The sequence below is a fragment of the Rhodohalobacter mucosus genome (genome assembly GCF_003150675.1).
Taxonomy (GTDB): Bacteria; Bacteroidota; Rhodothermia; order Balneolales; family Balneolaceae; genus Rhodohalobacter; species Rhodohalobacter mucosus.
In genome coordinates this window covers 119307-142012 of record NZ_QGGB01000003.1, presented here as the reverse complement: position 1 = coordinate 142012, position 22706 = coordinate 119307, and the positions used below count along the sequence as shown (strand labels likewise).

25 protein-coding genes are annotated in these 22706 nt (G+C 46.2%); 20 read left to right on the top strand and 5 right to left on the bottom strand.

Features of this window, described 5'->3' with window-relative positions:
* Positions 1 to 133 precede the first annotated feature (133 nt).
* Positions 134 to 1555, bottom strand: a complete 1422-nt coding sequence (locus tag DDZ15_RS03825; protein WP_109645061.1) for an amidohydrolase family protein — start codon at positions 1553 to 1555, stop codon at positions 134 to 136.
* 163 nt (positions 1556 to 1718) lie between these two features.
* On the opposite strand from DDZ15_RS03825, the gene DDZ15_RS03820 reads away from it, so the two are divergent.
* From DDZ15_RS03820 to DDZ15_RS03805, 4 genes are all read left to right on the top strand, one after another.
* Positions 1719 to 2312, top strand: coding sequence for a Crp/Fnr family transcriptional regulator (locus DDZ15_RS03820; protein WP_199222871.1), 594 nt, complete (start codon positions 1719 to 1721; stop codon positions 2310 to 2312).
* 168 nt (positions 2313 to 2480) lie between these two features.
* On the top strand, positions 2481 to 2870 hold the full coding sequence (locus tag DDZ15_RS03815; RefSeq protein WP_109645059.1) for a VOC family protein: 390 nt from the start codon (positions 2481 to 2483) through the stop codon (positions 2868 to 2870).
* A gap of 16 nt (positions 2871 to 2886) precedes the next feature.
* Positions 2887 to 3384: a DUF4199 domain-containing protein gene (locus DDZ15_RS03810; protein WP_109645057.1), complete on the top strand. Its 498-nt coding sequence runs from the start codon at positions 2887 to 2889 to the stop codon at positions 3382 to 3384.
* 89 nt (positions 3385 to 3473) lie between these two features.
* Positions 3474 to 3926 carry an SRPBCC family protein gene (locus tag DDZ15_RS03805; RefSeq protein ID WP_109645055.1) on the top strand — a complete coding sequence of 151 codons (453 nt, stop codon included), beginning with the start codon at positions 3474 to 3476 and terminating at the stop codon, positions 3924 to 3926.
* A 50-nt stretch (positions 3927 to 3976) separates the two neighbouring features.
* Here DDZ15_RS03805 and DDZ15_RS03800 read toward each other — a convergent pair whose 3' ends face one another.
* Positions 3977 to 5341, bottom strand: coding sequence for a mercuric reductase (locus DDZ15_RS03800; RefSeq protein ID WP_109645052.1), 1365 nt, complete (start codon positions 5339 to 5341; stop codon positions 3977 to 3979).
* 269 nt (positions 5342 to 5610) lie between these two features.
* Between DDZ15_RS03800 and DDZ15_RS03795 the strand changes: the two genes are divergently transcribed.
* The 3 genes from DDZ15_RS03795 (at position 5611) to DDZ15_RS03785 (ending at position 7067) form a co-directional block, all read left to right on the top strand.
* The gene (locus DDZ15_RS03795) at positions 5611 to 6384 is read left to right on the top strand and encodes a dimethylarginine dimethylaminohydrolase family protein (protein ID WP_109645050.1); all 774 of its coding nucleotides are present in this window, start codon (positions 5611 to 5613) and stop codon (positions 6382 to 6384) included.
* A gap of 99 nt (positions 6385 to 6483) precedes the next feature.
* Positions 6484 to 6876, top strand: coding sequence for a hypothetical protein (locus DDZ15_RS03790; protein ID WP_109645752.1), 393 nt, complete (start codon positions 6484 to 6486; stop codon positions 6874 to 6876).
* The gene (locus DDZ15_RS03785) at positions 6873 to 7067 is read left to right on the top strand and encodes a helix-turn-helix transcriptional regulator (RefSeq protein ID WP_109645048.1); all 195 of its coding nucleotides are present in this window, start codon (positions 6873 to 6875) and stop codon (positions 7065 to 7067) included. Before DDZ15_RS03790 ends, DDZ15_RS03785 begins: the two co-directional genes overlap by 4 nt.
* A 64-nt stretch (positions 7068 to 7131) precedes the next feature.
* On the opposite strand, the gene DDZ15_RS03780 is transcribed toward DDZ15_RS03785, so the two are convergent.
* Positions 7132 to 7395, bottom strand: a complete 264-nt coding sequence (locus DDZ15_RS03780; protein WP_109645046.1) for a hypothetical protein — start codon at positions 7393 to 7395, stop codon at positions 7132 to 7134.
* 509 nt (positions 7396 to 7904) lie between these two features.
* On the opposite strand from DDZ15_RS03780, the gene DDZ15_RS03775 reads away from it, so the two are divergent.
* From DDZ15_RS03775 to DDZ15_RS03730, 10 genes are all read left to right on the top strand, one after another.
* Positions 7905 to 9692 carry a helix-turn-helix domain-containing protein gene (locus tag DDZ15_RS03775; RefSeq protein WP_109645044.1) on the top strand — a complete coding sequence of 596 codons (1788 nt, stop codon included), beginning with the start codon at positions 7905 to 7907 and terminating at the stop codon, positions 9690 to 9692.
* Positions 9693 to 9791: 99 nt separating this feature from the next.
* Positions 9792 to 10223, top strand: a complete 432-nt coding sequence (locus tag DDZ15_RS03770; protein WP_109645042.1) for a DUF2178 domain-containing protein — start codon at positions 9792 to 9794, stop codon at positions 10221 to 10223.
* A 9-nt stretch (positions 10224 to 10232) separates the two neighbouring features.
* Entirely contained in the window at positions 10233 to 10442 is a 210-nt protein-coding gene (locus DDZ15_RS03765) for a helix-turn-helix transcriptional regulator (RefSeq protein WP_109645041.1), read from the top strand.
* A gap of 386 nt (positions 10443 to 10828) precedes the next feature.
* Positions 10829 to 11797, top strand: a complete 969-nt coding sequence (locus tag DDZ15_RS03760) for an NAD(P)-dependent alcohol dehydrogenase (protein ID WP_109645039.1) — start codon at positions 10829 to 10831, stop codon at positions 11795 to 11797.
* Positions 11798 to 11833: 36 nt separating this feature from the next.
* Positions 11834 to 12520 carry a DUF4386 domain-containing protein gene (locus tag DDZ15_RS03755; protein ID WP_109645036.1) on the top strand — a complete coding sequence of 229 codons (687 nt, stop codon included), beginning with the start codon at positions 11834 to 11836 and terminating at the stop codon, positions 12518 to 12520.
* Between the two features lie 106 nt (positions 12521 to 12626).
* Positions 12627 to 13616, top strand: a complete 990-nt coding sequence (locus DDZ15_RS03750; RefSeq protein ID WP_109645034.1) for an AraC family transcriptional regulator — start codon at positions 12627 to 12629, stop codon at positions 13614 to 13616.
* A gap of 101 nt (positions 13617 to 13717) precedes the next feature.
* Positions 13718 to 14209: an anthrone oxygenase family protein gene (locus tag DDZ15_RS03745; RefSeq protein WP_109645032.1), complete on the top strand. Its 492-nt coding sequence runs from the start codon at positions 13718 to 13720 to the stop codon at positions 14207 to 14209.
* 44 nt (positions 14210 to 14253) lie between these two features.
* Positions 14254 to 15093 (top strand): NmrA family NAD(P)-binding protein, encoded by an 840-nt coding sequence (locus DDZ15_RS03740; protein ID WP_109645030.1) that lies wholly within the window; start codon positions 14254 to 14256, stop codon positions 15091 to 15093.
* A gap of 392 nt (positions 15094 to 15485) precedes the next feature.
* A complete protein-coding gene (locus DDZ15_RS03735; protein ID WP_109645028.1) occupies positions 15486 to 16337 on the top strand; it encodes a glycoside hydrolase family 16 protein in 852 nt (283 codons plus the stop codon).
* Positions 16338 to 16486: 149 nt separating this feature from the next.
* Positions 16487 to 17341 carry a glycoside hydrolase family 16 protein gene (locus DDZ15_RS03730; protein WP_109645025.1) on the top strand — a complete coding sequence of 285 codons (855 nt, stop codon included), beginning with the start codon at positions 16487 to 16489 and terminating at the stop codon, positions 17339 to 17341.
* Between the two features lie 180 nt (positions 17342 to 17521).
* Here DDZ15_RS03730 and DDZ15_RS03725 read toward each other — a convergent pair whose 3' ends face one another.
* Entirely contained in the window at positions 17522 to 18928 is a 1407-nt protein-coding gene (locus DDZ15_RS03725; RefSeq protein ID WP_109645023.1) for an alpha/beta hydrolase family protein, read from the bottom strand.
* Positions 18929 to 19425: 497 nt separating this feature from the next.
* Complete coding sequence (locus DDZ15_RS03720) at positions 19426 to 20007, bottom strand: Crp/Fnr family transcriptional regulator (RefSeq protein WP_242978868.1); 582 nt, start codon at positions 20005 to 20007, stop codon at positions 19426 to 19428.
* A 579-nt stretch (positions 20008 to 20586) separates the two neighbouring features.
* Here DDZ15_RS03720 and DDZ15_RS03715 point away from each other — a divergent pair.
* The 3 genes from DDZ15_RS03715 (at position 20587) to DDZ15_RS03705 (ending at position 22667) form a co-directional block, all read left to right on the top strand.
* Entirely contained in the window at positions 20587 to 21453 is an 867-nt protein-coding gene (locus DDZ15_RS03715) for an SDR family oxidoreductase (protein WP_109645019.1), read from the top strand.
* 16 nt (positions 21454 to 21469) lie between these two features.
* A complete protein-coding gene (locus tag DDZ15_RS03710; protein WP_109645017.1) occupies positions 21470 to 22033 on the top strand; it encodes a hypothetical protein in 564 nt (187 codons plus the stop codon).
* Between the two features lie 70 nt (positions 22034 to 22103).
* Complete coding sequence (locus tag DDZ15_RS03705) at positions 22104 to 22667, top strand: hypothetical protein (RefSeq protein ID WP_109645015.1); 564 nt, start codon at positions 22104 to 22106, stop codon at positions 22665 to 22667.
* Positions 22668 to 22706: the final 39 nt, after the last annotated feature.

The window sequence follows — 22706 nt, the reverse complement described above, 5'->3', positions numbered from 1 at the left end:
TTCAAGGAAAAATGTACTTCTGAGATCGACAATCCCAAACCTCACCCTTCGACTCCACTCAGGACTCGAATCGCATATCGTTCTTCCCGTCTCACATTTGACGTTTGACGTCTGACGTTTCCCTTTTGCCTTTTCACTTTTCACTAAAAAAGGCCCCTTTCACCATCACCTCCTTAATTGAACGCATATTCGAAATGTCCTCAGACGGATCCTGATTCAGAATCAATAAATTTGCCAGTTTTCCTTCCTCAAGGGTACCGAAATCGTCCAGGCGGCGCATCGCCTGTGCACCATTTTTGGTAGCCATGACGATCAGATCTTCCGCCGGTATGCCTGCATCCTGCATGGCCTCCAATTCGTCAAAGATGGAGATACCGTGCAGTGTTCCGGGGTTGCCCGCATCGGTGCCTACCGCAACGGGAATGCCGGCTTCATATACTTTCATCAGATTTATTTCATCAATCTCATTCACACGGTTTGTCTCCGGGTCAAAATTCCGGATTCTGTTCAGAAACCCATCCGTAAATCTTGGGTTATCGCTGAACTGCGACGCGGTTTCCATCAGCTCCCTGGTTTTATCATCCACACAGCCGTTCGGATCCACAATCTCAAACGGCTCAATTCCCGCAGCGGCCCTGTAGGCCAGGAGATATCCGCTGCTCACAATTAGCGTGGGATTATAAACGGTTCCGTTAGCCAGGGCCAGTTCAATAAATTCATTGTCTACTTCCGTGTCACTCACGCTGTGCACCAGCAGTTTGGTATTGTTCCGAAGTGCGGCTTTGGCCTGTTCAAGAGTGGTGGCATGAGCAATCATCTGGTTTCCTCTCCTTTCGATCTCTTCTGCCGCCGCTTCCACCCTGCTCATGAATGCTTCATCCCCTGCATCAAGCTGCCAGAATTTGATGCCTGTGCTTCCCAGTTCCGACAGGTACTGAACAGTTTTGATTCCGTCATCCACGGTATTGAGCGGCACCAGCACTTTATCGGAGGGCAGATCGAATGGTGCACCCTGGGCCGGTGTAATCAGGGGTCCCGCTGCAGCCACGTGCGGAGCCATGGGATGGTTTTCGGCATGATCCTGAAAAGCTATGGACCAGGAGGCTCCGCCAACATCGTATACGCCGGTAACTCCGGAGCAGAGATAACTCTCATAATACCGTTCCGGATTCTTCTGCTGATAGGCGGCCACTTCGGGAAACGGATAGGTATCATTCAGGTCCATTCCATCCGGACGGCTGTCAAAAAAGCCGGTCTGAAAAAAGTGCATGTGTACGTCGATCATGCCGGGCATGATAAATTGACCGGAGGCATCAACCACCTCTGCTCCTGTCGGAATATAGCAGTCGCCCTCCGCACCGATGCAATCAATCACTCCTCCGCTAACCACAACCACACTTTGGGTTACAGGCTCTCCACCGTTGCCATCAAAAAGCGTGGCTCCCGTGATCGCTACCGTTTGAGACGTACTGCTTTCATTGAACTGAATACATCCTGAAAAGGATATCACACTTAGAAGAACAAACAGGATAGACGTGAATTTTTTTAATGACATGGCAGAAGATACGTATGGATTAACTTTTCAGCTCCAATTACGTCAGAATATTTATCAAATCAAATTCATCTGTTTCAACCGGCCGCATTATTGAGATTCATCATCTATTTCACTACATACAAGTATCAGAATAGGTTTCAGGCTCCAAGAATGAACGAATCTATTGAATCAGTCAGATCCTCATATACTCAATCGATTTTACTCTCACCCTGCACTCAGCAATGAAAGCGTAGAAAGAATTATATCTGCTCACGATAAGGTTCAGGTTACGAAAGGGGATTTTATTCTTCGTGAGAATCAAACCTCACAACACTACTACTGCCTTGAAAGCGGGCTGATGCGTGCTTTTGCTGTAAATGACCAGGGACGCGAGATAACGACGGGATTTTTCAGTCCGGGTGATATCGCCATTGAGGTAGCATCCCTGTTCCTGGGAACACCCACCAGGGAAAATATACATGCCTTAACGGACTGCGTCTGCTGGAGGATCAGCCTAAACACGTTTCAGGAGCTCTTCGATACTGTTCATGGCTTTTCAGAATGGGGTCGCACATGGATGTCGGGCGCTTTGTTCATATCCAAACAGCGATCATTGTCGATGATCACCGACTCGGCAACCGAACGGTACCTGGTTCTGCAAAAGGAGCAACCCGAAATTATTCGGCAGGCTCCCCTGAAATATATCGCAAGTTACCTGGGGGTTACCGATACTTCGCTTAGCAGAATCCGGAAAGAGCTGGGTAAGGGAAACGAATGATTTCTTGCCATATGACAAGTAAAAAAACCTTTTTTCTGAACATTTTACTTCTGATTTCTCTGGAGTACACGTAAGCCTCTTCCCCAGGTGATTTCTTCTGGGGTGGAAAAACAGAGCGATATCTGTACCCCATAAGATCATAAACAACACTAATCAATACCGAAAGTCATGAAAAATCCCGTTAACTGGTTTGAGATTTATGTCAGCGACATGGATCGTGCCAGGAAATTCTATGAGCAGGTACTGAATATTCAGTTAGACAAGCTCGAGGTTCCGGGCGAGATGGATGATGTGAATTCCTTTCAGATGATGAGCTTCCCGATGGTTCAGGATAAGCCCGATGCAAGCGGAGCCCTGGTCAAGGCAAATGGAGTGGAACCGGGTGGCAACAGCGTGATGGTCTATTTCGCGTGCGACGACTGCAGCAATGAGGAGAACCGCGTTGAAGAAGCCGGAGGCAAGGTGCTGAAAAGCAAGTTCTCAATCGGTGAATTTGGGTATGTTGCTATGTGCATGGATAGCGAAGGCAATACATTTGGGCTTCATTCCAACTCCTGACTCTAAGTAAAACATAATGAAAAACCGTAAAACTGAAGTAAAATGGGCTCTTATCTTCATTGCCGCCTCTCTTGGGTGGATGTTCATAGAGCGGCTGACGGGACTGCACAGTACGCATATCGACAAACACATGATCTACACTAATGTTTTTGCGGTCATTGCGATTGCCGTTTATGTGTTTGCACTGCTTGACAAGCGAAAAAATGACTACAGCGGAGTAATGACGTACAAAGAAGGATTTATTTCGGGGCTAATCATCACCCTGATTGTTGCACTGCTGAGTCCGGTTACACAATACCTGATCTCTGCATTCATAGCGCCCGACTATTTTCCGAATATCATCGAGTATACGGTAAGTGAGGGATTGATGTCACGCGAGGAGGCAGAGGGATATTTCAATCTGAGGAGCTATATCCGGCAAGGGGTGATCGGAGCCCTGGTATTGGGAGTCATCACCTCAGCCGTTGTGGCCTTCTTTACGAAGGGAGGCACCCCCAAATCAGAAACAGAGTAAACGGAGAGTACCTCTGGGTCAAATAAGCTTATGATGAGGCAGGCTGATAGTTTTAATAATGCAAAAAAACCTGACCGGGTCCTTAAAGTATGTCCAGACAAATCAAGCAAACGTATCGCATTCAGAGAAGCACGGAAGATGTTTTTGATGCTCTCCTCACTCCCAGTCAGATTTGTACATGGTGGTTTGCTCAAACCGCAATTGTGATACCCGAGAAAAACGGGCTTTATGCAATAACCTGGGGTGAAGACATCGACAATCCGGACTACATCTCAATTGCGACGATTTCGGAGCTCATCAGACCTGAGCGACTCGTACTATCCGATTTCCAATACCATTCAAAAGAAGGAGACCTGCCATTTGATACAGATCTGCAGCTGGAGTTTTCACTTTCAAAAGAGAATGGAGGAACCGTAATCACCGTCCTGCAAACCGGTTTTCCTGAGGATGAGTCTGCCGACGGGTTCTATAACAGCTGTGTACAGGGCTGGACCGAGACCATGACGTCATTTCTGTCTGTACTGAAGGAGAAAAAGCTTTAAGAAACTATATTTTTACTCTGTGCAATTGCTGCAAAAAAGGCGTGGCAGAGTTACGAAACGGGCTCAAGGCCATCAAGAACCCATGGCATCAGTTCCGACACGGTTGGATGCACCAGAACCACTTTCCTGTATTCACGACAGGGTATTTCACTGTGCATAATGGCTGCAAACATATTGATGATCTCATCGCCGCCGGGCCCCAGAATGGAGGCTCCCAGAATGAGGTCGGTATCCGCATCCACAAGAAGCTTCGCAAATCCCTGAGTCTCTCCCATCTCTTTTGCGCGGCTTATTTTGCTCATTGGACGAATGGCCCTGAGCACGTTGTATCCTGCGGCTACGGCTTCTTTTTCGGTCATACCCACCCTTCCAAGCGGTGGGTCGGTAAACAGGCTGTAGATCATATTCCGTTTTGAAATGGCCCTGTCACCGCAAAAAAGGAGATCCAAAACAATCTCAGCATCATTCACGGACGTATGGGTAAATGCTCCCTCACCGTTAACATCCCCGACCGCAAAAATGTTGCCCGCCGTTGTGCGGCAGTGATCATCCACCTTGATAAAACCCTTTTTGTCCAGCATGATACCCGCAGCATCCGGATTTATCGTTGTACTGTTGGGGCGTCTTCCGGCTGCTACCAAAAGGTGTGAGCCGTGAACTTCCTTCCCGTTATTCAGGCTTACGGTTATCCCGTCATCTGACTCGCTTACTCCTATGGCTTCCGTTCCCTTTTTCACCTCAATACCCTCATTCTGAAGAATCTCTTCAACCGTCTCCGCCAGGTCGCTGTCCTCTCTTGGCATCAGCTGATTATCGCGCTGCAGAATGGTTACCCGGGAGCCCAGCCGTCTGTACACCTGCCCCAGTTCACAGCCGATATACCCGCCTCCGAGGATGACCAGATGTTCCGGGAGCTCTTTCAGGTCCAACAGTCCGGCACTGTCCATCCACGGAACATCGTCTATCCCATTTAGGGGTGGTTTGAAGGGCCGTGTACCTGTATTGACGAAAATGGTCTCGCCCTTTATGGTATGTTCTCCCGCCTGTATGCTTTTGGGGCCCGTGAATTTTCCCCACCCCTTGAACAGGGTTACGGAGTCTGTGTTTTTCATCCAGTTTTCAAGGCCATTGCTCGAGCTGTTCCGAATTTTATTCATACGCTCCCGTACACGGTCGAAGTCAATCGTAATGTCGCCCGTTTTAAATCCAAACTCTTCCCCCCGGCGTGCCATGTGTGCTGCCCTTGCACTGGCCACCAGTGTTTTTGTGGGGGTGCATCCGTAATTGACGCAGCTTCCGCCGATTCTCCCCCCTTCAATCACAGCAATGGTTCCTCCTTCCGGGATCAGCCTGCCCAGCAATGTGCCGGTGGCCTGACCCGTTCCCAAAATGACGTAGTCAAATGTTTGACTCATGATAATCCCGTTATTCTTATTTTGTTGGTTTAGCTGTTTTCAAACATGCTTCACAATCCTCATGTTCTTAAAACAGCATGGGGATTTCATCACGATTGCATAACGTAAGCCCTTACACGCGCACCTCCAGGCAAATTTAAATCTCAATCGGAAAAGTGAGGATTGCTGGCTGTTTGCCGGCACAAACCTGCAGCTTGTTTACAAATGGCCAATAATGGGCAAAAGCCTTACCATAAGGCTGCCAAACTCAACATCCAAAACTTTTACGGATGAAATCCACCGCTCTTACACGTAACGTGAGCCCTCTTCTTGCCGAATGTGAACTCACCCACCTGAACCGGTCACCTATTGATATAGCCAAAGCCGCAGAGCAGCATCAGGCCTATGAAAAAGCGCTCGAGACAATGGGCTATACTATTCTCCGGCTGCCTGATTTACCGGACCACCCCGACGGAGTATTTGTAGAGGATACGGCTTTTGTTCTTCCTGAAATTGCCATTATTGCCAGACCGGGAGCAGAATCGCGGCGGGCTGAAACAGATAGCATGGCATCCGTTCTTGAAGCGTATCGTGTTCTGCACCCCATCACAAGCCCCGGCACCCTTGACGGCGGGGATGTTTTGGTTCTGGGAAAAACGATCTACATCGGAAGCTCCGGCCGGACAAATCATCACGCTATACAGCAGGTAGCTGAAATCACCCGTCCGATCGGTTACAAAGTCGTCGCCGTTCCGGTTACCGGATGCCTGCATCTTAAAACGGCTGTATCTGCTATCGAAGAAGATCTGATCCTGATGAATCCTGAATGGATTGATCCTGCAATTTTTGAAGGATGCCGGTCCATTCCAGTTCACCCCTCCGAGCCGTTTGGCGCCAACGTGATGCGAAAGAATAACACCGCCCTCACTCCCATCTCTTTTCCGGGTACTGCCGAAGTATTGCAAAAACTTGGATATGATCTGCTTACCGTTGATCAGTCGGAGCTTGCCAAGGCTGAAGCAGGTCTTACGTGCTGCAGCGTAATTGTGCCTCATTTGTCCTAGAGTTAATTTTTGTAAAGCACGCTTGACATTGTTCTCAAATCGCACTATCATGAGTAAAGTAAGCTTTACTATATGACAAATAACAATTACATTTTGATTATGAATAAAACAAACAAAAAGTCTGTAAAGACACTTGCGATATGGACGATAGCGTGGGTGCTCTCCACCGCACTGGCGGCATTTGGACCTGTATTTGTATGGGAAAGCCAGACGGTGCTGACCGGTGGAGCCATCGGAATAAATTTTCTGGTCGGAATAGGTATGATTTTCGCCAATATTCACCACATAACGTCATTGGATGAGATGCTTCAAAAAATCCAGCTGCAAGCTATGGGAATTACGCTCGGAGCCACACTTGTTGCCGGAATCAGTTACTCATTAATGGACACCACCAATTTGATGGCAGCAGATGCCGAGATTTCATTTCTCGTTATTTTTATGGGTTTAACCTATATGGCAGCTGTCGTAATCGGATACAGGCGATACAAATGAAGAACAGACTGAAAGTACTGCGTGCGGAAAGGGATTTCACACAGGCCGATCTTGCTGAAAAGCTGGACGTTTCAAGACAGACGGTAAACGCGATTGAGACGGGCAAGTATGATCCCAGTTTGCCATTGGCGTTTAAAATCTCACGGCTCTTTGGTTTGCCGATTGAGGAGATCTTTGAGGATCAGGGGTAGGATCTGGAGTGGATTCTTGCAATCTGAATCCGGAATCATCTGTCTGCAGCGCAGAGTAACAGACTTACATAACCAGTAAATTGGCAACGGCCAGGATCAGCCAGGCCACTGTAAACGTTGCCATGTACTCCTCCGGTGACAGTGGTTTTTTAATAAACCAGTAGAAAATTAAAGGGGGAATTGAAACCACGGCTGCAAATGCAAAGTGCCCAAGCATACTGAATAAAAGTCCGGTAAAGCTCGGAGTGCCCGCAGTGATAAAAGAGACAGCGATGGTGAGAACAAACAAGACAAACCACCAGGTTTTGTACTTTTTAAAAATGACCATTCAAATTCCTCTATTGTATTGCGGGCCAATTTTCTAACGTCAAGTCAGCGTCTCAAATTCCGATGCGCTGACGATATTTGCAATAGTTTCTTTGCTCTTATGGTGAATCCAAAATACTCCGGCTTCCGCGAATTGAAAATATAACTTTTACCTTAACCCGGTGTCAGAAGCTTGGCCATCTCGCCTTGAGTCCCCTCTCCCTGTGTTTTCATTTTTCTAGGTTTACCGCGAGGGCCTGATCTCACGAACCGTAGAAAATCGGGGGATGAACCGTGCTACAATGAGATAACCAGCCGCATCAAAGTGAGATTGTCGATTTTGATATGTGTCATCCGAAGCAGATTCGTTCCGGCACTATCTGGCAAAGATACCTACAGGCGACTCTTGCAAAACCATCATCCGTACTGTATCGCTTACCTGATACGCAACCTTATATCCGTAAAATCAAAACGTATCTTTTTGATCAGGTTTTAGTAGATTATTGTGCTTTACCTGTTAGATACGAGATTATGAATGAGTCCTCCATTGCAGTTCTGCCCTTTTTGAATTTGAGCTCCGACCCGGATAATGAATACTTCAGCGATGGAGTAACAGAGGACGTGATCAATGCGTTGAGTGGTATCAAAGAATTGAAGGTCTCTTCCAGAACCTCATCTTTTTCATTTAAAAACAGACAGATGGACATTCGCCATATAGGGAATGAACTTGGGGTTGCTACTGTACTGGAAGGCAGCATCCGTAAATCTGGCGGCAGAGTCAGAATCAGTGCTCAACTGGTTCGTACAGATAATGGTTTCCAGATTTGGTCCGGAAAATTTGACAGGGAGCTGAAAGATATTTTTGCGCTCCAGGATGAAATCAGTATCACAATCGCGGAGCAAATCAGGGAGAATTTCGGACATTTTGAGATCAATGATCATCTTATTCAGGCTCCAACGGAGAATATTTATGCTTACAATCTCTACCTGAAGGCACGTTACCACCACCTTAAATGGGACGGAGCAGGCATCCGCACAGCAGTTACCCTGTATGAAAAATGTATAAAAACCGCCCCCGAGTTTTCCTGGCCATACTTTGGTCTGGGATTTACGTACACCATGTATGGTTCCTGGAGCGGGAGTCCGGAGATGATAGATTTGGCCGAGCAATACCTTAACAAAGGTTTTGAAATTGACAGTAACTCTTTCCTGGGCTATTACGGTTTGGCAACCCTCCACTTCTGGGGACGCTGGGATTTTAAAAAGGGATATGATTTCTACTCGAAAGCCATCGAGGCAAATCCATCCTACACGGAATCTGAGGAAGGCGTTGCGGAATTATGTACGGCAATAGGTGATTTTGAGAGGGCTGAACATCATGCAAAGAATATCCTTCAAATCGACCCTCTTTCACCCAACCACCACTTTACAATCGCAAATATCTTCTATCTTCAGGAGGATTACGAGAAAGCTCTCAGCAGCCTGTTAGCTGCCTACAGAATCGATCCGCACTTTACACATGCTATTGAGAAAATTATCCTGTGTTATATCCAGTTGAAAAGAAAAACCGAACTGGAGTCTTTCCTTGATAAAGCTTCCAAAGTTGATCAGCCCGAGGCCGCACTTCTGTTATATGATCTCATTCACAAGTCAAAATCAGGTTCGCACGTCGATTCACCTGCAAATATTCTTCGTAATGGTGAGGGTCATGTTGACCTTTTACCCTGGAACTTGATTCTCGAAACCCAGGCCGGAAACCATGAAGAGGCCATGAGGATTCTTGACGATGCAGTAAAGGCAAAGCGGGGCCAATTCATGAACTTTAAATCATTGCCGCTTCTGCAGCCGCTGCATGCACGTAAAGAGTTTAAGGTTCTTACCGACAGCATATTCAAAAAAGAGAAGCTACCCAATGTAGACGATGAGACTGAAACCCCGTTGAAAATAAAAAATCCATTACAACTGTTATCAGCGGATGAAATTGCTGCAGCCAGCAAGAAATTACATCTGCTGATGAAGGAAGATAAAGCATACCTCAATGCAAGTCTTTCATTAAGGGATGTTGCGGATACTATAAATTTGCATCCCAACAAGCTTTCCTGGCTGTTGAATGATCATTTTTATATGAATTTTAATGACTACATCAACAGCTTTCGCCTCGAACAGTTTAAGGAGAAAGCGACAGATCCCGCTAACGGGAATTACACCCTGCTTGGCCTTGCTTTTGAAAGCGGATTCAATTCTAAGTCGGCATTCAATGATTACTTCAAAAAGAAAACCGGTTTATCCCCCCGTAAATGGCTTAAAAGCAGACTTTAGTACTGTTTTTTATGTATTCAGCATTTTTTTCCAAAAGCATGTAACATTTTTTTTACATCACGTAAAAAATAGCTGACTCTCAATTAAACTTCACATGCTATGTCTAAACAAGAAATTTACGCCTGGACTTCCATTCTGTCTTCAGTGTCTATTCTTATCATTTACGGGCTCTATGCTTTCGGGCTGCCGGAAAACTGGTCTGAAGTTGAAAGCCAGCTATCGTCTCTGTTCTTCAAAATTTTCCTTTTCGTCCTGATTGTTGAAGTTGTAATCGGCATACTCAAAAATAAACATGAAGTCGATAAAGACGAACGGGATGAACGGATAGCCGGCAAAGGTTTCAGAAATGCTTATCTTTTTCTTTCCGTTGCCATCATATCCGTATTGTTCCAGCTGATGATTGAGGAATTGATTGGGTTCGAATCGTTTATATACGGAACCGTATCGCTTGTTCATATATTGGTTTATATCGTTCTGATCTCTTCGATCGTCAACAGAGGCACCCAGATCTATTTTTACAGAAAAATGTAAACCTGACTCATGGGAGATAAGAAAATCACAAATAAGATCCGTTCTCTGCGGTTCCACGCCAATGAGATGACCCAGGCAGAACTGGCAAATAAAGTGGGTGTTACACGTCAGACCATCAATGCCCTTGAAGCGGCCAAATACTCACCCTCCCTGGAGCTGGCTTTCAAAATCGCAAGGGTATTTGATTTGGGGCTGGAGGATGTCTTTCAGTACAACTGAGTAAAGTGAACGTGTGATATCCATCCAAGCCTGCGGATCACATGAACATGACAGCGAACGGATCCAAAACCGGGCAACTATACCTTTAGATGGCTATGCCCCTCCCTGCAGCTCATCTTCCGTTTGTTCCCTCTTGAAGTGTGTACGATGAAGTATTTCCTAATCGGGCCCTTCATTATTCCGTATAACAGTCCGCATCGAACTTGTATCATTTTGACCTGACCACCGGCATTGAGACTACCCGTTATTTGGTCCGCCTGATCTGAAATAGTCAGACTTTTTTCAAAAATATTTCACTTATTGACGTAAGTCAATGAATTCCCGGTGGCACTGGACGTAAACTGCAGCCGAACACGAAACCATCACTTCAACATCTGAGGATATCTATGAAAGCTGCACTGTTCAGAACCTACGGAGTCCACGAATCCGTTGTTGTGGGTGATACCGATACTCCTGAACCAAAAGAACATGACATCCTGATTAGGGTAAAGGCAACAACCGTAACCGCAGTGGATGCACTTTTCAGGTCCGGAAATGAATTCTTTCCCCGAATGGCCACAGGAATCTTCAAGCCGAAGATAAAGATACTGGGTACCGAACTTTCGGGAGTGGTAGAAAAAACAGGTGAAAAAGTCACAGCATTTAAAAAGGGTGACGAGGTAATCGCCGACAGCGGTACCCGCTATGGTGCTCATGCAGAGTACGTACTTGTTTCGGATCAGGATCCAGTAGTGCATAAACCTGACTACCTCCCCTTTAAGGAGGCCGCAGCTGTTACGTACGGTTCACTGACGGCTCTGCCCTTCCTGCGCGATCATGGGAAAATTAAAAAGGGCGACCGTGTATTAATTATCGGAGCTTCCGGAAGCGTGGGAACATATGCGGTACAGCTGGCAAAATATTACGGCGCAGAGGTCACCGGTGTTACCAGTTCCAAAAATGCCCTGCTGGTGAAATCACTGGGCGCCGATCATATTATTGACTACCGGAAAACACCTCTTAGTGACGTAAGCGACCAGTTTGATATTATCTTTGATACCGTCGGCAAATATTCGATCAGTTCAACCCGGCATCTTCTAAGAGCGGATGGCACCTATCTGACTACCGTTCTGAGCCTCCGTTCCGTATTTGATATGCTGAGAACGACCCGGGGCAACCAAAAAAGTATACTTGCCTTTACCGGCATGCGAAAGAGTGAGGAGAAGGCCGAAGACCTGCGAATGATCGCAGATCTGTTCAAGAACCACCGTCTCACAGCTGTTATTGACAGGGATTTTCCCCTCGATGACATCCATGACGCCTTTGATTACGTTTCACAGGGACATAAAGCAGGAAACGTCGTCATAACCATCTGATCAATATTTTCTTCAGTCAAAACAACCCAAAATTTTATGGATTCTGTGAATACAAAGAAACTCGCCCGCATCTCCGGGGTATTATACCTGATCATCATTGTTTGTGCGGGCTTCAGCCAGGGGGCTGTGCGAGAAGTGGTGATCGTCAGCGGAGATGCTGCGGCAACCGCGCGGAATATTCTGGAAAACACAAACCTGTTCAATGCGGGGCTCATGACCGACCTGATCGCATTCATCTGCGATGCAGGAGTCTCCGTTTTGCTCTATCTGCTCCTCAAACCGGTAGGAAAGGGACTGGCGATGACAGCCGCGGCTTTCCGGCTGATCGCCCACCCCGCCATCGGAAGCCTGAACCTGCTGAATCACTTTGCTGCTCTAAAAGTGCTGGAGTCGGACGGATTTGCAGCATCGTTCAACCCTTCCCAGCTTCAGGAATTTTCGCTCTTTTTTATGGAACTGCATAACATGGGGTACCTGATAGCAGGAGCTTTTTTCGGAATTCACTGTCTGCTGCTCGGTTACCTTCTGTATCAATCAGACCTGTTCCCAAAAGTATTGGGGATATTACTCGCAGCTGCCGCGTTCGGATATCTGATTGAATCATTCGGTTTTATCTTTTTTCCGGAAATGAAAAGCACATTGGGTCTCATTGTTGGTTTGTCTGCCGGAATAGGCGAGGTAACCCTCATGCTTTGGCTGGTGATTAAAGGAGTGCGGCACTGACCGGAATCTGAAAGCTTCAGATATCAAATGCAGTCCTTTTTCGCTGCAATCACGATATTAATCACTTTCTCAAAAACAGAAACGGAGAACTATTTCACAGATAAGAATGAGTTTTGTCCTAAAAAGCATATTCAAAAAGGTTGCAGACCTGGCGGAAAAAGAAGGCCTGCCTTATGATGCTGTTTCGCATCTGGGAATTCGTGAAATCCTTCAGCATGATTCCAAGTATGCACCAACCGACGTCTTTTTTGAACTTTATGAAATCATTGACGAGCACCTGGAACCCGCATTTTCCGTCCGTGTAGGACAATTGATGGTACTGGATGATTTCGATGTGCTGGGCCTTGCCTGGAAAACATGCCTCTCACCCCGTGACATGTTCAAAAGGTGCGAACGTTTCTTTATTCTGATGACCGATACTCAAATTTATAAAGTTACGGGTGAAGGCGAAACCGGCAACATTACCATTTACAGGGATGCTGTCCGAAGGGGGATTGAGATCTCAAATGAGTCCTCCATCGTAGCTACTCTCACTGTGATCCATAAAATTACCGGTGCAGACATCCGTCCACTAAGCGTATCATTTGCTCACGGCAGACCGGATGAAATCGGACGTTATGAAGATTTTTTCGGCTGTGAAGTGCACTTTGAGCAGGATTATAATCGGCTGGTTTTCAAATCTGAGGACCTGGACACTCGTACTGTAAAGGCGGATGAAAGTATTAACCGGTTCATGATAGAGCGGCTGAAAGAAAAAGCGGATGGCATTGAAGTTGCCGCAGATAAGCTCATCAAGGATGCCCAGAATCTGATAAGGGATGCTTTACCCAGCGGAATTCCCTTTGCAGCGGATATCGGGAGACACCTTGGGATGAGTACACGCACATTCAGCCGTCGTCTCTCGGAAAAAGGCACCACCTACCGGCAGCTGGTACAGGATACGCAGCAGAAAGTCAGTATCAACCTTCTTAAAAACAGTTCTGAATCTGTCAGTGAGGTTGCCTTTCAAACCGGATTCTCTGAACAGAGTGCCTTCAACCGCGCCTTTAAGCGCTGGACAGGCAAAGCTCCCCTGGAGTACCGAAACCTGTCCTGATTCTGCACTTTTGGCGAAATCTGCAAAAAATTTGGCAGGTACTGTCAAGTCTTGCCGTTTTTCTGCGCCCATATTTCTTCTGAACCAAAAACGGAGGAAAAATGGACTTCAACTTTCAATTTGCAGCTTTATATACAGCCATCATACTGACCGGATTATCTGCAGGACTCTTCTTCGCATGGCAGGTTTCGGTAATTCCCGGTACAAAACGTGTAACGGATACTGTTTACATCGAAACGATGCAGAAAATCAATCGTGCGATAATCAACCCGCCTTTCATGCTGATCTTTCTGGGTCCGGTCGTCATTCAACTCTTGTGCGCATATCTTTACAGGGATGCGGCAACTGCCTTCTGGCTCATCCTGTCTTCAGTACTGATCTATGGAGCCGGGACAGTGATTGTCACCGGTACCGGAAATGTACCTCTGAATGATGCATTAGACACCGTTGAGCTGAGTAAACTTAGCGATAAAGAGATCTCTGCCAAGAGGCACGAGTACGAGAAACCCTGGAACCGCCTGCACTTGATTCGCACTGCTTTTGCAGTGATTTCCTTCATGCTGCTTCTATTTACTGCGTTCATCCATTCATAAAAGAGTACCCATTCAATAATCAACCAATCTATAAACTTAGACTCATGGAAAACAAATACCTCGTTATTGGCGGAACCGGAAAAACCGGACGAAAAGTAGTTAAGAACCTGAAAGAAACGGGACGAAATGTCCGCATTGCATCCAGAAAAAGTAATCCTTCTTTCGAATGGGAGGATCCATCCAACTGGGGTGAGGTGCTTAAAGATATCGATCGGATGTATATCGTATTCTATCCTGATCTGGCCGTGCCCGGAGCTTATGAGGCTATCCAGAAACTGATCGATATAGCAACATCCGTAGGTGTTCAAAAAGCTGTTTTATTGTCCGGAAAAGGAGAAAAAGAAGCGGAGCGCTGCGAAAAGCTGATAGCAAATTCCGGCATGGATTATACCCTGGTTCGTGCTTCGTGGTTTAGCCAGAACTTCAGCGAGAGTTTCTTTGTGGATCCCATCCTATCCGGAGACGTAGCACTGCCGATGCCGGATGTTAAGATCCCGTTTGTGGACACCGGTGATATCGCGGATGTGGTTACCGCTGCCCTCACCGATGATCAACACAATGGAAAAACATATGAAGTAACCGGCCCGCGGAAGCTTACTTTCGCTGATGTTGTTAGTGAGATCTCCAAAGCAACCGGCAGCAATATCAACTATCGTCCGATATCATTGGATGAATATACTGCGGGATTAAAAGCAGCCGGGCTCCCACCAGACTACATCTGGCTCTTTGAATATCTTTTCAGGGAGGTATTGGGCAATCCGGACAATCAGATCGTGAGTCATGATGTGGAACGCGTGTTGGGAAGAAAAGCCACAGACTTCTCTGACTTTGCCGCTGCCGCTGCTGAAACGGGAGTATGGGAACAGAAAGTAAGCAGTATCTGAAGGGCATTTCAGAATTAAACATTTCCGAATTCAGCCTGCCGGGCTTTGCATAGAGCCCGGCAGATTTGATCCCGACCTGCAGTTATTACTTCTATCCAGTCATTATGCAGGACAGATACAACTACCGGTTAAATATTTCAAACAGTGCAGTCGCTGATCCTGAAACAGCCTTAGAGATACGTAAACCCATAAATTTTATCTCTCAACTCCGGATCCAGATCGTTTCGGATGAAGAATCCGGTTACTCTTTATCCAGACCGCACGTCTTTCCGTGCATATTCTGAACTAATCTCTTAGATTGTGCAGATGTAAACAGGTTATCGACCATCCGGATATCCAATCACATTGGGTATATAATCTGACAATTTTTACAAATTCAACCATCGCTGCACATGAAACAGATACTTGTCCCCCTCCTTATCGTTCTTCTATCTCTACTTACAGGCTGCAATAACAAGCCAGAAGAAAGTCCTGAAACTGCCGACCGGTGGACGGTTGATTTCTTTGATGATTTTGACACATTCAATCCCGACAACTGGCAGGACCAGCGAATATGGGTGAATAACGAAGCCCAGTGCTACGTACCCGATGGCCAGTACGGAACCCGTGAAGTCAGCGATGGAACCCTTAAACTGAAAGTGATCAATATCGGCGAAAAGATCCCCTGCGATAACATGGACAAATTCGGCAATCAACACCCTGATACGGAGTATGTTGCCGGCCGTATTGCTTCCAAAAACCGCCAGGAGTTTGTAAAGGGGAAATGGACGGCACGGTTACGGCTTTGGAGTAACGGTGAGCCCAGTCAGTTTCCGGCATGGTGGATACTGGGTGCGCGAAACAATGAACCACCGGTACAGGAAGATAATGAAGACGTCTGCTGGCCGCTTACAGGTTCCGGGGAAATTGATATTTTTGAGCATCACGGCGACCATCTTGACAATGAGTTTACGACCGGAGCCATCAAAAGCCTGGGTGAATGCGATCAGGGTGACTGGTGGAGCCTGCGGGCGAACTTTCCCGCTGATTTAAACGAATACCACGAATACTCCGTGGAGTGGGAAGGCAGCGACCTGGTGTATCGCCTGAATGGCGAGGAGATCTATCGCAACGAAGGTCAGGGAGACAATTACCCTGAGCCCATGTTTGCAATTCTGAACTACGCCAAAATCACCGATAACCCGATGGAAGGTGAATGGGTGATGGAAGTGGACTGGGTAAAACACGAGTATGCCTCCGATTGATCATTAATTTCTTACGTAAATATAATTACTAATGAACCTCCCCTCCTTTGAAAGGAGGGGCCGGGGGTGGTTCTACCAGCACCATTCAAGCTTGGTAACTAAAATCTCCATACCGTACTGCATTTCATACACAACTAAATCCCCCTCTTATGAGTAGCCATATATTTCATCTATTAATCCTGGTCACACTTATCATGACAGCATCTTCCTGCCAGAACAATCAAAATAGCAGCAATAATTCACCAGATGACACCTACGACCCCGGTTCGGACTGGGAACTGTTTTGGGGCGATGAGTTTGAGGGCGAAAGCCTGGACGAAAGCAGCTGGAACCGTCAGGTAGTACGCGCCGGACGATTCAATGAAGAGTGGCAGCGATACACGGATAACAGTGAAAATGCCTATGTTGATGATGGGAAACTGGTTATTGAGGCTATTCATGAAAGTGATGACCACGGCATGAATCAATACACCTCTGCCAGGCTGAATACGGCAAACAAAGTAACCTTCAAATACGGAAAAATTGCAGCCCGGATAAAACTTCCCTACGGTGAAGGCATCTGGCCCGCCTTCTGGATGCTCGGGGCCAATATCGATGAAAACGGCGGAGATACCCCCTGGCCGCAAAGCGGCGAAATTGATATCCTGGAGCTCTATGGAACCAAGAGCAATTCGGTTGTTGAGGCAAATATACATTATGCGGATGCATCCGGATCCCATACCCAAATGGGTGCTGTCGATTATGAATTGGAAACCGGAACATTTGCGGATGATTTCCACATATTCGAATTAATATGGGATGAAGATCAGATCACCTGGCTGGTCGATGGAAATGAATACGCCACCGCAGATATCACCCCGGATGAACTGTCTGAATTTCACGAAGAGTTTTTTCTGCTGCTAAACATCGCTGTGGGTGGAACATGGGCCGGCCGGCCCGATGACACCACCGTATTCCCGCAGCAAATGGTTGTGGATTGGGTACGGGTGTATCAGAAAAGCTAAAAGGAACATGTAACCGATCCGGAAGCGTGAATGAATCCACCCGCCGAAACCCAACCGTGAAATTGGAACCGCTGGCAAGTCAACACTTGGTACGCAATATTCTGATCCATTCCTCATACTTTGGTCATATGTGCGCATGTGTGAGATAAAACCACGGATTTAAGATCAGAACATTACACGTTATTTATTTTCCCGGGTTATCACGTTTTGTATCCAATCTGTAATATCTGTCAAAACCAAAGGCGATATCGTTTCCTCGATCTGCGCGTACTCGCTCATCATGCAGCTGGTACATTCCTGAAAGAGGTGATTCATGCCCGGATACTCCTTTATGGTTATGAGTTCTTTGTCCATAACAGACTGCTCAATGGCCGCAAGATTATCCGCCGTGACCTGAATGTCTTTTTCTCCATTGATGGCAAGAATGGGTACCCTGACATGCTGCAGGTAGTCAGATGGTTCATGATTGATAAAATATTTGAACCACGGCCTGTTTAGCTGCGATATCTGGGCCTGAATGTATTGCTCTCTGGGAATCCCCTGAACCTGTTCCATATCGCCAAGCTTTTCCTCAAAAAATTGAGTTAAGGCAAGGGTCAGTTGTTCACCTGGTTCATGCGTTCTTACTATTTCCGCTATTTCTTCAACATTTCTTTTTTCAATTGTAATCTGTTCATCAGTCAGCCCCATTCCAGGTCCAAAACTTTCAATCTGCTGCTTCTGTATCTCAAGCCCGTTTATACCGGGTCCTGCCAGTAAAATGATGAAAGCAACCTCTTCATTTTGTGATGCTGTAATCGGGGCGATCAGCCCTCCTTCGCTGTGGCCGGCTAAGCCAATGTGCTTTTTATTGATTTCCGGCCTGGCTTGCAGGTATTGAAAAGCAGCCTCAACATCGGAAGCAAAATCCAGGGATGTAGCTATTGAGTGATCCCCTTCCGATTCTCCAAACCCCCGGTCATCGAATCTCAAAACAGCTATTCCGTTTCTGGTTAAGTGATCTGCAAACACAAGAAATGGTTTATGTGTCATAAAGGTCTCATCCCGGTCCTGTGGGCCGCTTCCGGAGATCAGAATAACCGCCGGAAAATTCCCTCCACCATGAGGCATCGTTAACGTTCCCGCCAACTCTATCTGATCGTTTACGTTGGTAAAACGGATCTCTTCTTCTTTGTACGGATAGGGCCTGGTCGGCTCCTGAGGCCTGTTGGGTCTGCTGCTCTCCGCTTTTCCCTTTGATAACACCAGCTCAAATTCACTTCCAGACTGTTTCCACAAGCCTGAAATGAGTTCATCAGCCAGCACTCCATCAAAGGATGCACCGATATTTTCAAGTTTAAGGGAAATATTAGCCCCATCAACAGCAGTACTGGTAAACGGAATTCCGAATGCCCCCTGCAGCGGACTGTCAAAGGTAGCCGTATACCCACCTTCAGATTCATCAATGTGAAATACTATGTCAAGCTTCATGCCCTGTACATCCATGGCTCCATACCATTCACCTGTAAAACTTTGCGCCTGTGTATCTGAGAAACCACAAAAAACAACAAAAACGACGGTAGCCAACGCTTTTACTAAGTTATTCATGAGGTCTTATTTAAAATGTTATTCGTTATGTCCTGGAAAATGAGTCCGTGGAGTGACCGTTCCACACTTAAAACCGGATATTTGATCTCAGGAATTAAACGGGTACGTACTTTTCTTGACGACATTTCCAATAATCAGCTTAATCACCACACTCTGGTAATTTAGCTTTACAAATAGTAAAGTTTGTTTTACTAATTGTCAAGTTAGTTTTAATCTCACTCTCAATGTTGGCGGGGTTTACTTATAATTCGGCTATGAATAAACGATTTCATTGCCGGGGGTAGAGATCCGCCCACTCACAAATCAGTTTTGACCCAGTAGAATGAGCAGTGCAGACCTGAGAGATCTTGAAACTGAATATCAAGTTGAATGAGCAGTCAACCTGACTTTAAAATCAGCTTTAAGCCGTTATTCAAACCCGGAATCTGTGTTATAACAGCTTCTATGCAATACAGGCATCTCATCCTTTTAAGCTGACCGAATCATGATCGGTGACTTTATTTTCTCTCTGCAATCCTCTTCCGGATCCGGCTCAGCGATTCCGGCTTCACACCGATATAGCTTGCCAGATGATATTGCGGAACACGCTGCATCAGATCGGGCCTGTTTTTGAGCAGATCAAGGTAGCGGTCTTCCGGGCTTTTGGTGATATACTGTGCGAGCAACTGCTGCTGTTTGCCCAGATCCTCCTCTACTGAGGCCCTGCAGAGGCTTTCAAATCCTTCCACACGCCCATAGAGTTCCTGTTCTTTATCGTAATTCAATACCGCAAGGGTACACTCTTCCACACATTCCAGGTAATGATTTGCAGGAGTCTTGTTGATGTAGCTGCTCAGGGAGGCTATGGATTCACCCTCGGTATAAAAAGCCGTTGTTTTCTCCTCTCCGTCAATGAGATAATAGTGTCGTACACAACCCTGCAGGTTGAAGTAGCTGTCTGTAGCGATTTGACCTTCACGTAATAATAGCGTGCCTTTACTGAACCGTCTGATCGGTATGCATTCATCAATGGCTGCCGCTTCCTCTTCCGTAAGTGGAAGCTGTTCTGACACCAATGCCGACATTCTCACATTATCCATATCGTTTTCCGTAGCAGATAAATTATACCGTCATTTGCCGTTTAGATTTATCCCGTTTCGAACCTTCATAATGCCAAAATTATACGCCCTGTATATAACTGATCCGTGTTGCAAATTTTTCAGGTTGTGCTATTCATTTTGAAAGGGTTCTTGTATTTCAGCGACGATGTATATTCAGTCAAAAAAACCGGTTACATAAATCGCTCTCTAATCTGGTGAGGATCTGTTCTCAAACTCACCTGGATATTATATGAAAGAGATACTTCACTTTCCTACAGATTTAATCTTACTGCTTACTGTCCGGAAAGGATTCCAATGCCCGGAATTCTTTATCTCTGTGAACCGGGTTGAGATTCTATACGTTTTGCGGTTTCAAAAATTCACATAGTGATTGTTTCACCAATGGATTGACACACGGTTTTCTATCCCCATAAACGGCGGTTGATTGTTTTTTTACCCTGCTACCTTAACAAGCCAAAGGTCCGGAATCTCACTAAAAGGTACGGTTTCATAATTCCGGACGATGCGCGGCGGCGGTGTTCTCATCTTTGAGCCAGAATCTTAAAAAGACACTGCGTCATGGAAACTATTTTACTGGCAGGTGCCACAGGGTACCTTGGAAAACATATTCTCAAAGAATTGACTTTATGGGGAATCCCGACCATTGCGCTGACAAGACGTCTGCCTGGCATCGATGACGTGAATTCAGAAAGCGTTCAGGTAGCCATAGCAGACGTAACCCGCCCAGAAACATTGACGGGATTGGCCAAGGAAGTTGATACGGTAATTTCCACCGTGGGTATCACTCGCCAGAGAGACGGCCTCTCATACATGGATGTTGATTACCGTGCCAATATGAACCTCTTACGCGAGGCCCAGAGGTCACAGGTTCGAAAGTTTATTTACATCTCAGTCATAAACGGGAGTACACATCGTCACCTTGCCCTAACGTCTGCAAAAGAAAAATTTGTGGATGAGCTGAAAGAATCCGGGCTGGATTATACCATTATTCGACCCAATGGCTTCTACTCGGATATGAAAGAGGTGCTGATGATGGCAAGAAGAGGAAAGATCTATCTCTTCGGGAATGGTGAATACAAATTGAATCCCATCCATGGCGCCGACCTCGCCGAAATATGTGTTCGATCTATCTCTGAAAAATCCAAAGAAATCACGGTGGGTGGACCGGACATTCTAACACATAATGAAATTGCTGAGATGGCTTTTACAGCCTTGGGAAAAGAACCAAAAATTAGCTACCTGCCCGACTGGACAAGAAGAGCGATCATTGCCGGATTCAGAATATTTACATCAGCGAAAACTTATGGCCCCGTGGAATTTATGCTTACCGGCCTGGGACAGGACAATATGGCTCCCAGATACGGTTCACACCGGCTACAGCACTTTTTTAACCAGAATGCAACCCTCAAACAAAATCACAAATAAATAAAAACATTCAGATATGAAACAAATAATACCTCTTCTCATCATGATATTGGCAAGCGTGCAAGCAGTTGCACAAAACAATGAATCAGAACCAACGCGGAAAGGATTCGTAATCGGACTCAGTGCCGGAGCCGGGTACCTCTCCATAGAAGGTGATGCGGCGCCGGCGGTATACGAGGACGGAAAATTTTCATGGCCGAACTTAAAAATAGGCTGGATGATCAGGTCAAACACCGCGGTGCTGTTAAGCTTACCCGGAATGGCTTATGAATCGGAAGGTGTGGACAGAAGTTTCGATGCCATTGTTCCTTCAATTCAGCATTGGGTACTTCCGAAATGGTGGATCAACGGCGGTATCGGCCTTGGTCTTGACACCGTGGCATTCTACGAAAATGATCATGATCAGGACAGCCTGAATTTGGGAACCGCGTTCATGATCAGCAGCGGTTATGAAATCTACCGGAAGGGAAAATTTACAATCGATCTGCAAGGTACGATACAGGCAGGCAGGATGCATACAAATGACACCCACTATGATGCCGGGATGGTATTTGCCGGAGTCGGATTCAACTTCTACTAAGTTGTGAAAACGTTCCAGGGGTGAGCACCAGCTTTTCACCCCTGTATTCATCACTCAATTCTCCTTTCTGATGAAAAATGAAACACGGTGCCGGTTAACCTCTGATGATATCATAAATCATTTTCTGCAAATCTCAGGCAAACTGATTCGGTTGGTCAGAAAGTTATTTACTCCGATAAAAATTGAGTCATTGTGGAAGAATGCCGCTATCGCTGTTCCAAGGGTCATCATTGGACTCATGATCTTAAGCGGTATCTGGCATATTGATATGGGGCTGCCGCCGGAAGTGTACCATGAAACTCTGCAGCAGAACTTCACCAGTCTCGAAGATATTGAATGGCTGGATACCGGCTTGTTGAAGTGGTTTGATTCGCTGGGTTTATTGACAATGGGCGGAATGATGTTAGCGGGTTTCAACACGAGACTTACCGCATTGTCTATTCTCTGGACATTATCGGAAGGGTTGATAGTTAACGGAATTATCCCCTTCACATCATATACAACGTTTGGCGTGTTTGTTTTCGTAGCGGGGTATTCGCTGATTCTCGGTTCGGGTAAGCTAGGTATAGATTATTGGTTACTGAGGAGGATGCGTCAAAAACAATCCAAAAAAGAAAAGACCCGTATTGACTAACCTTTCGATGAAATATGCGTAAAGCAGTCACCGGTTTTT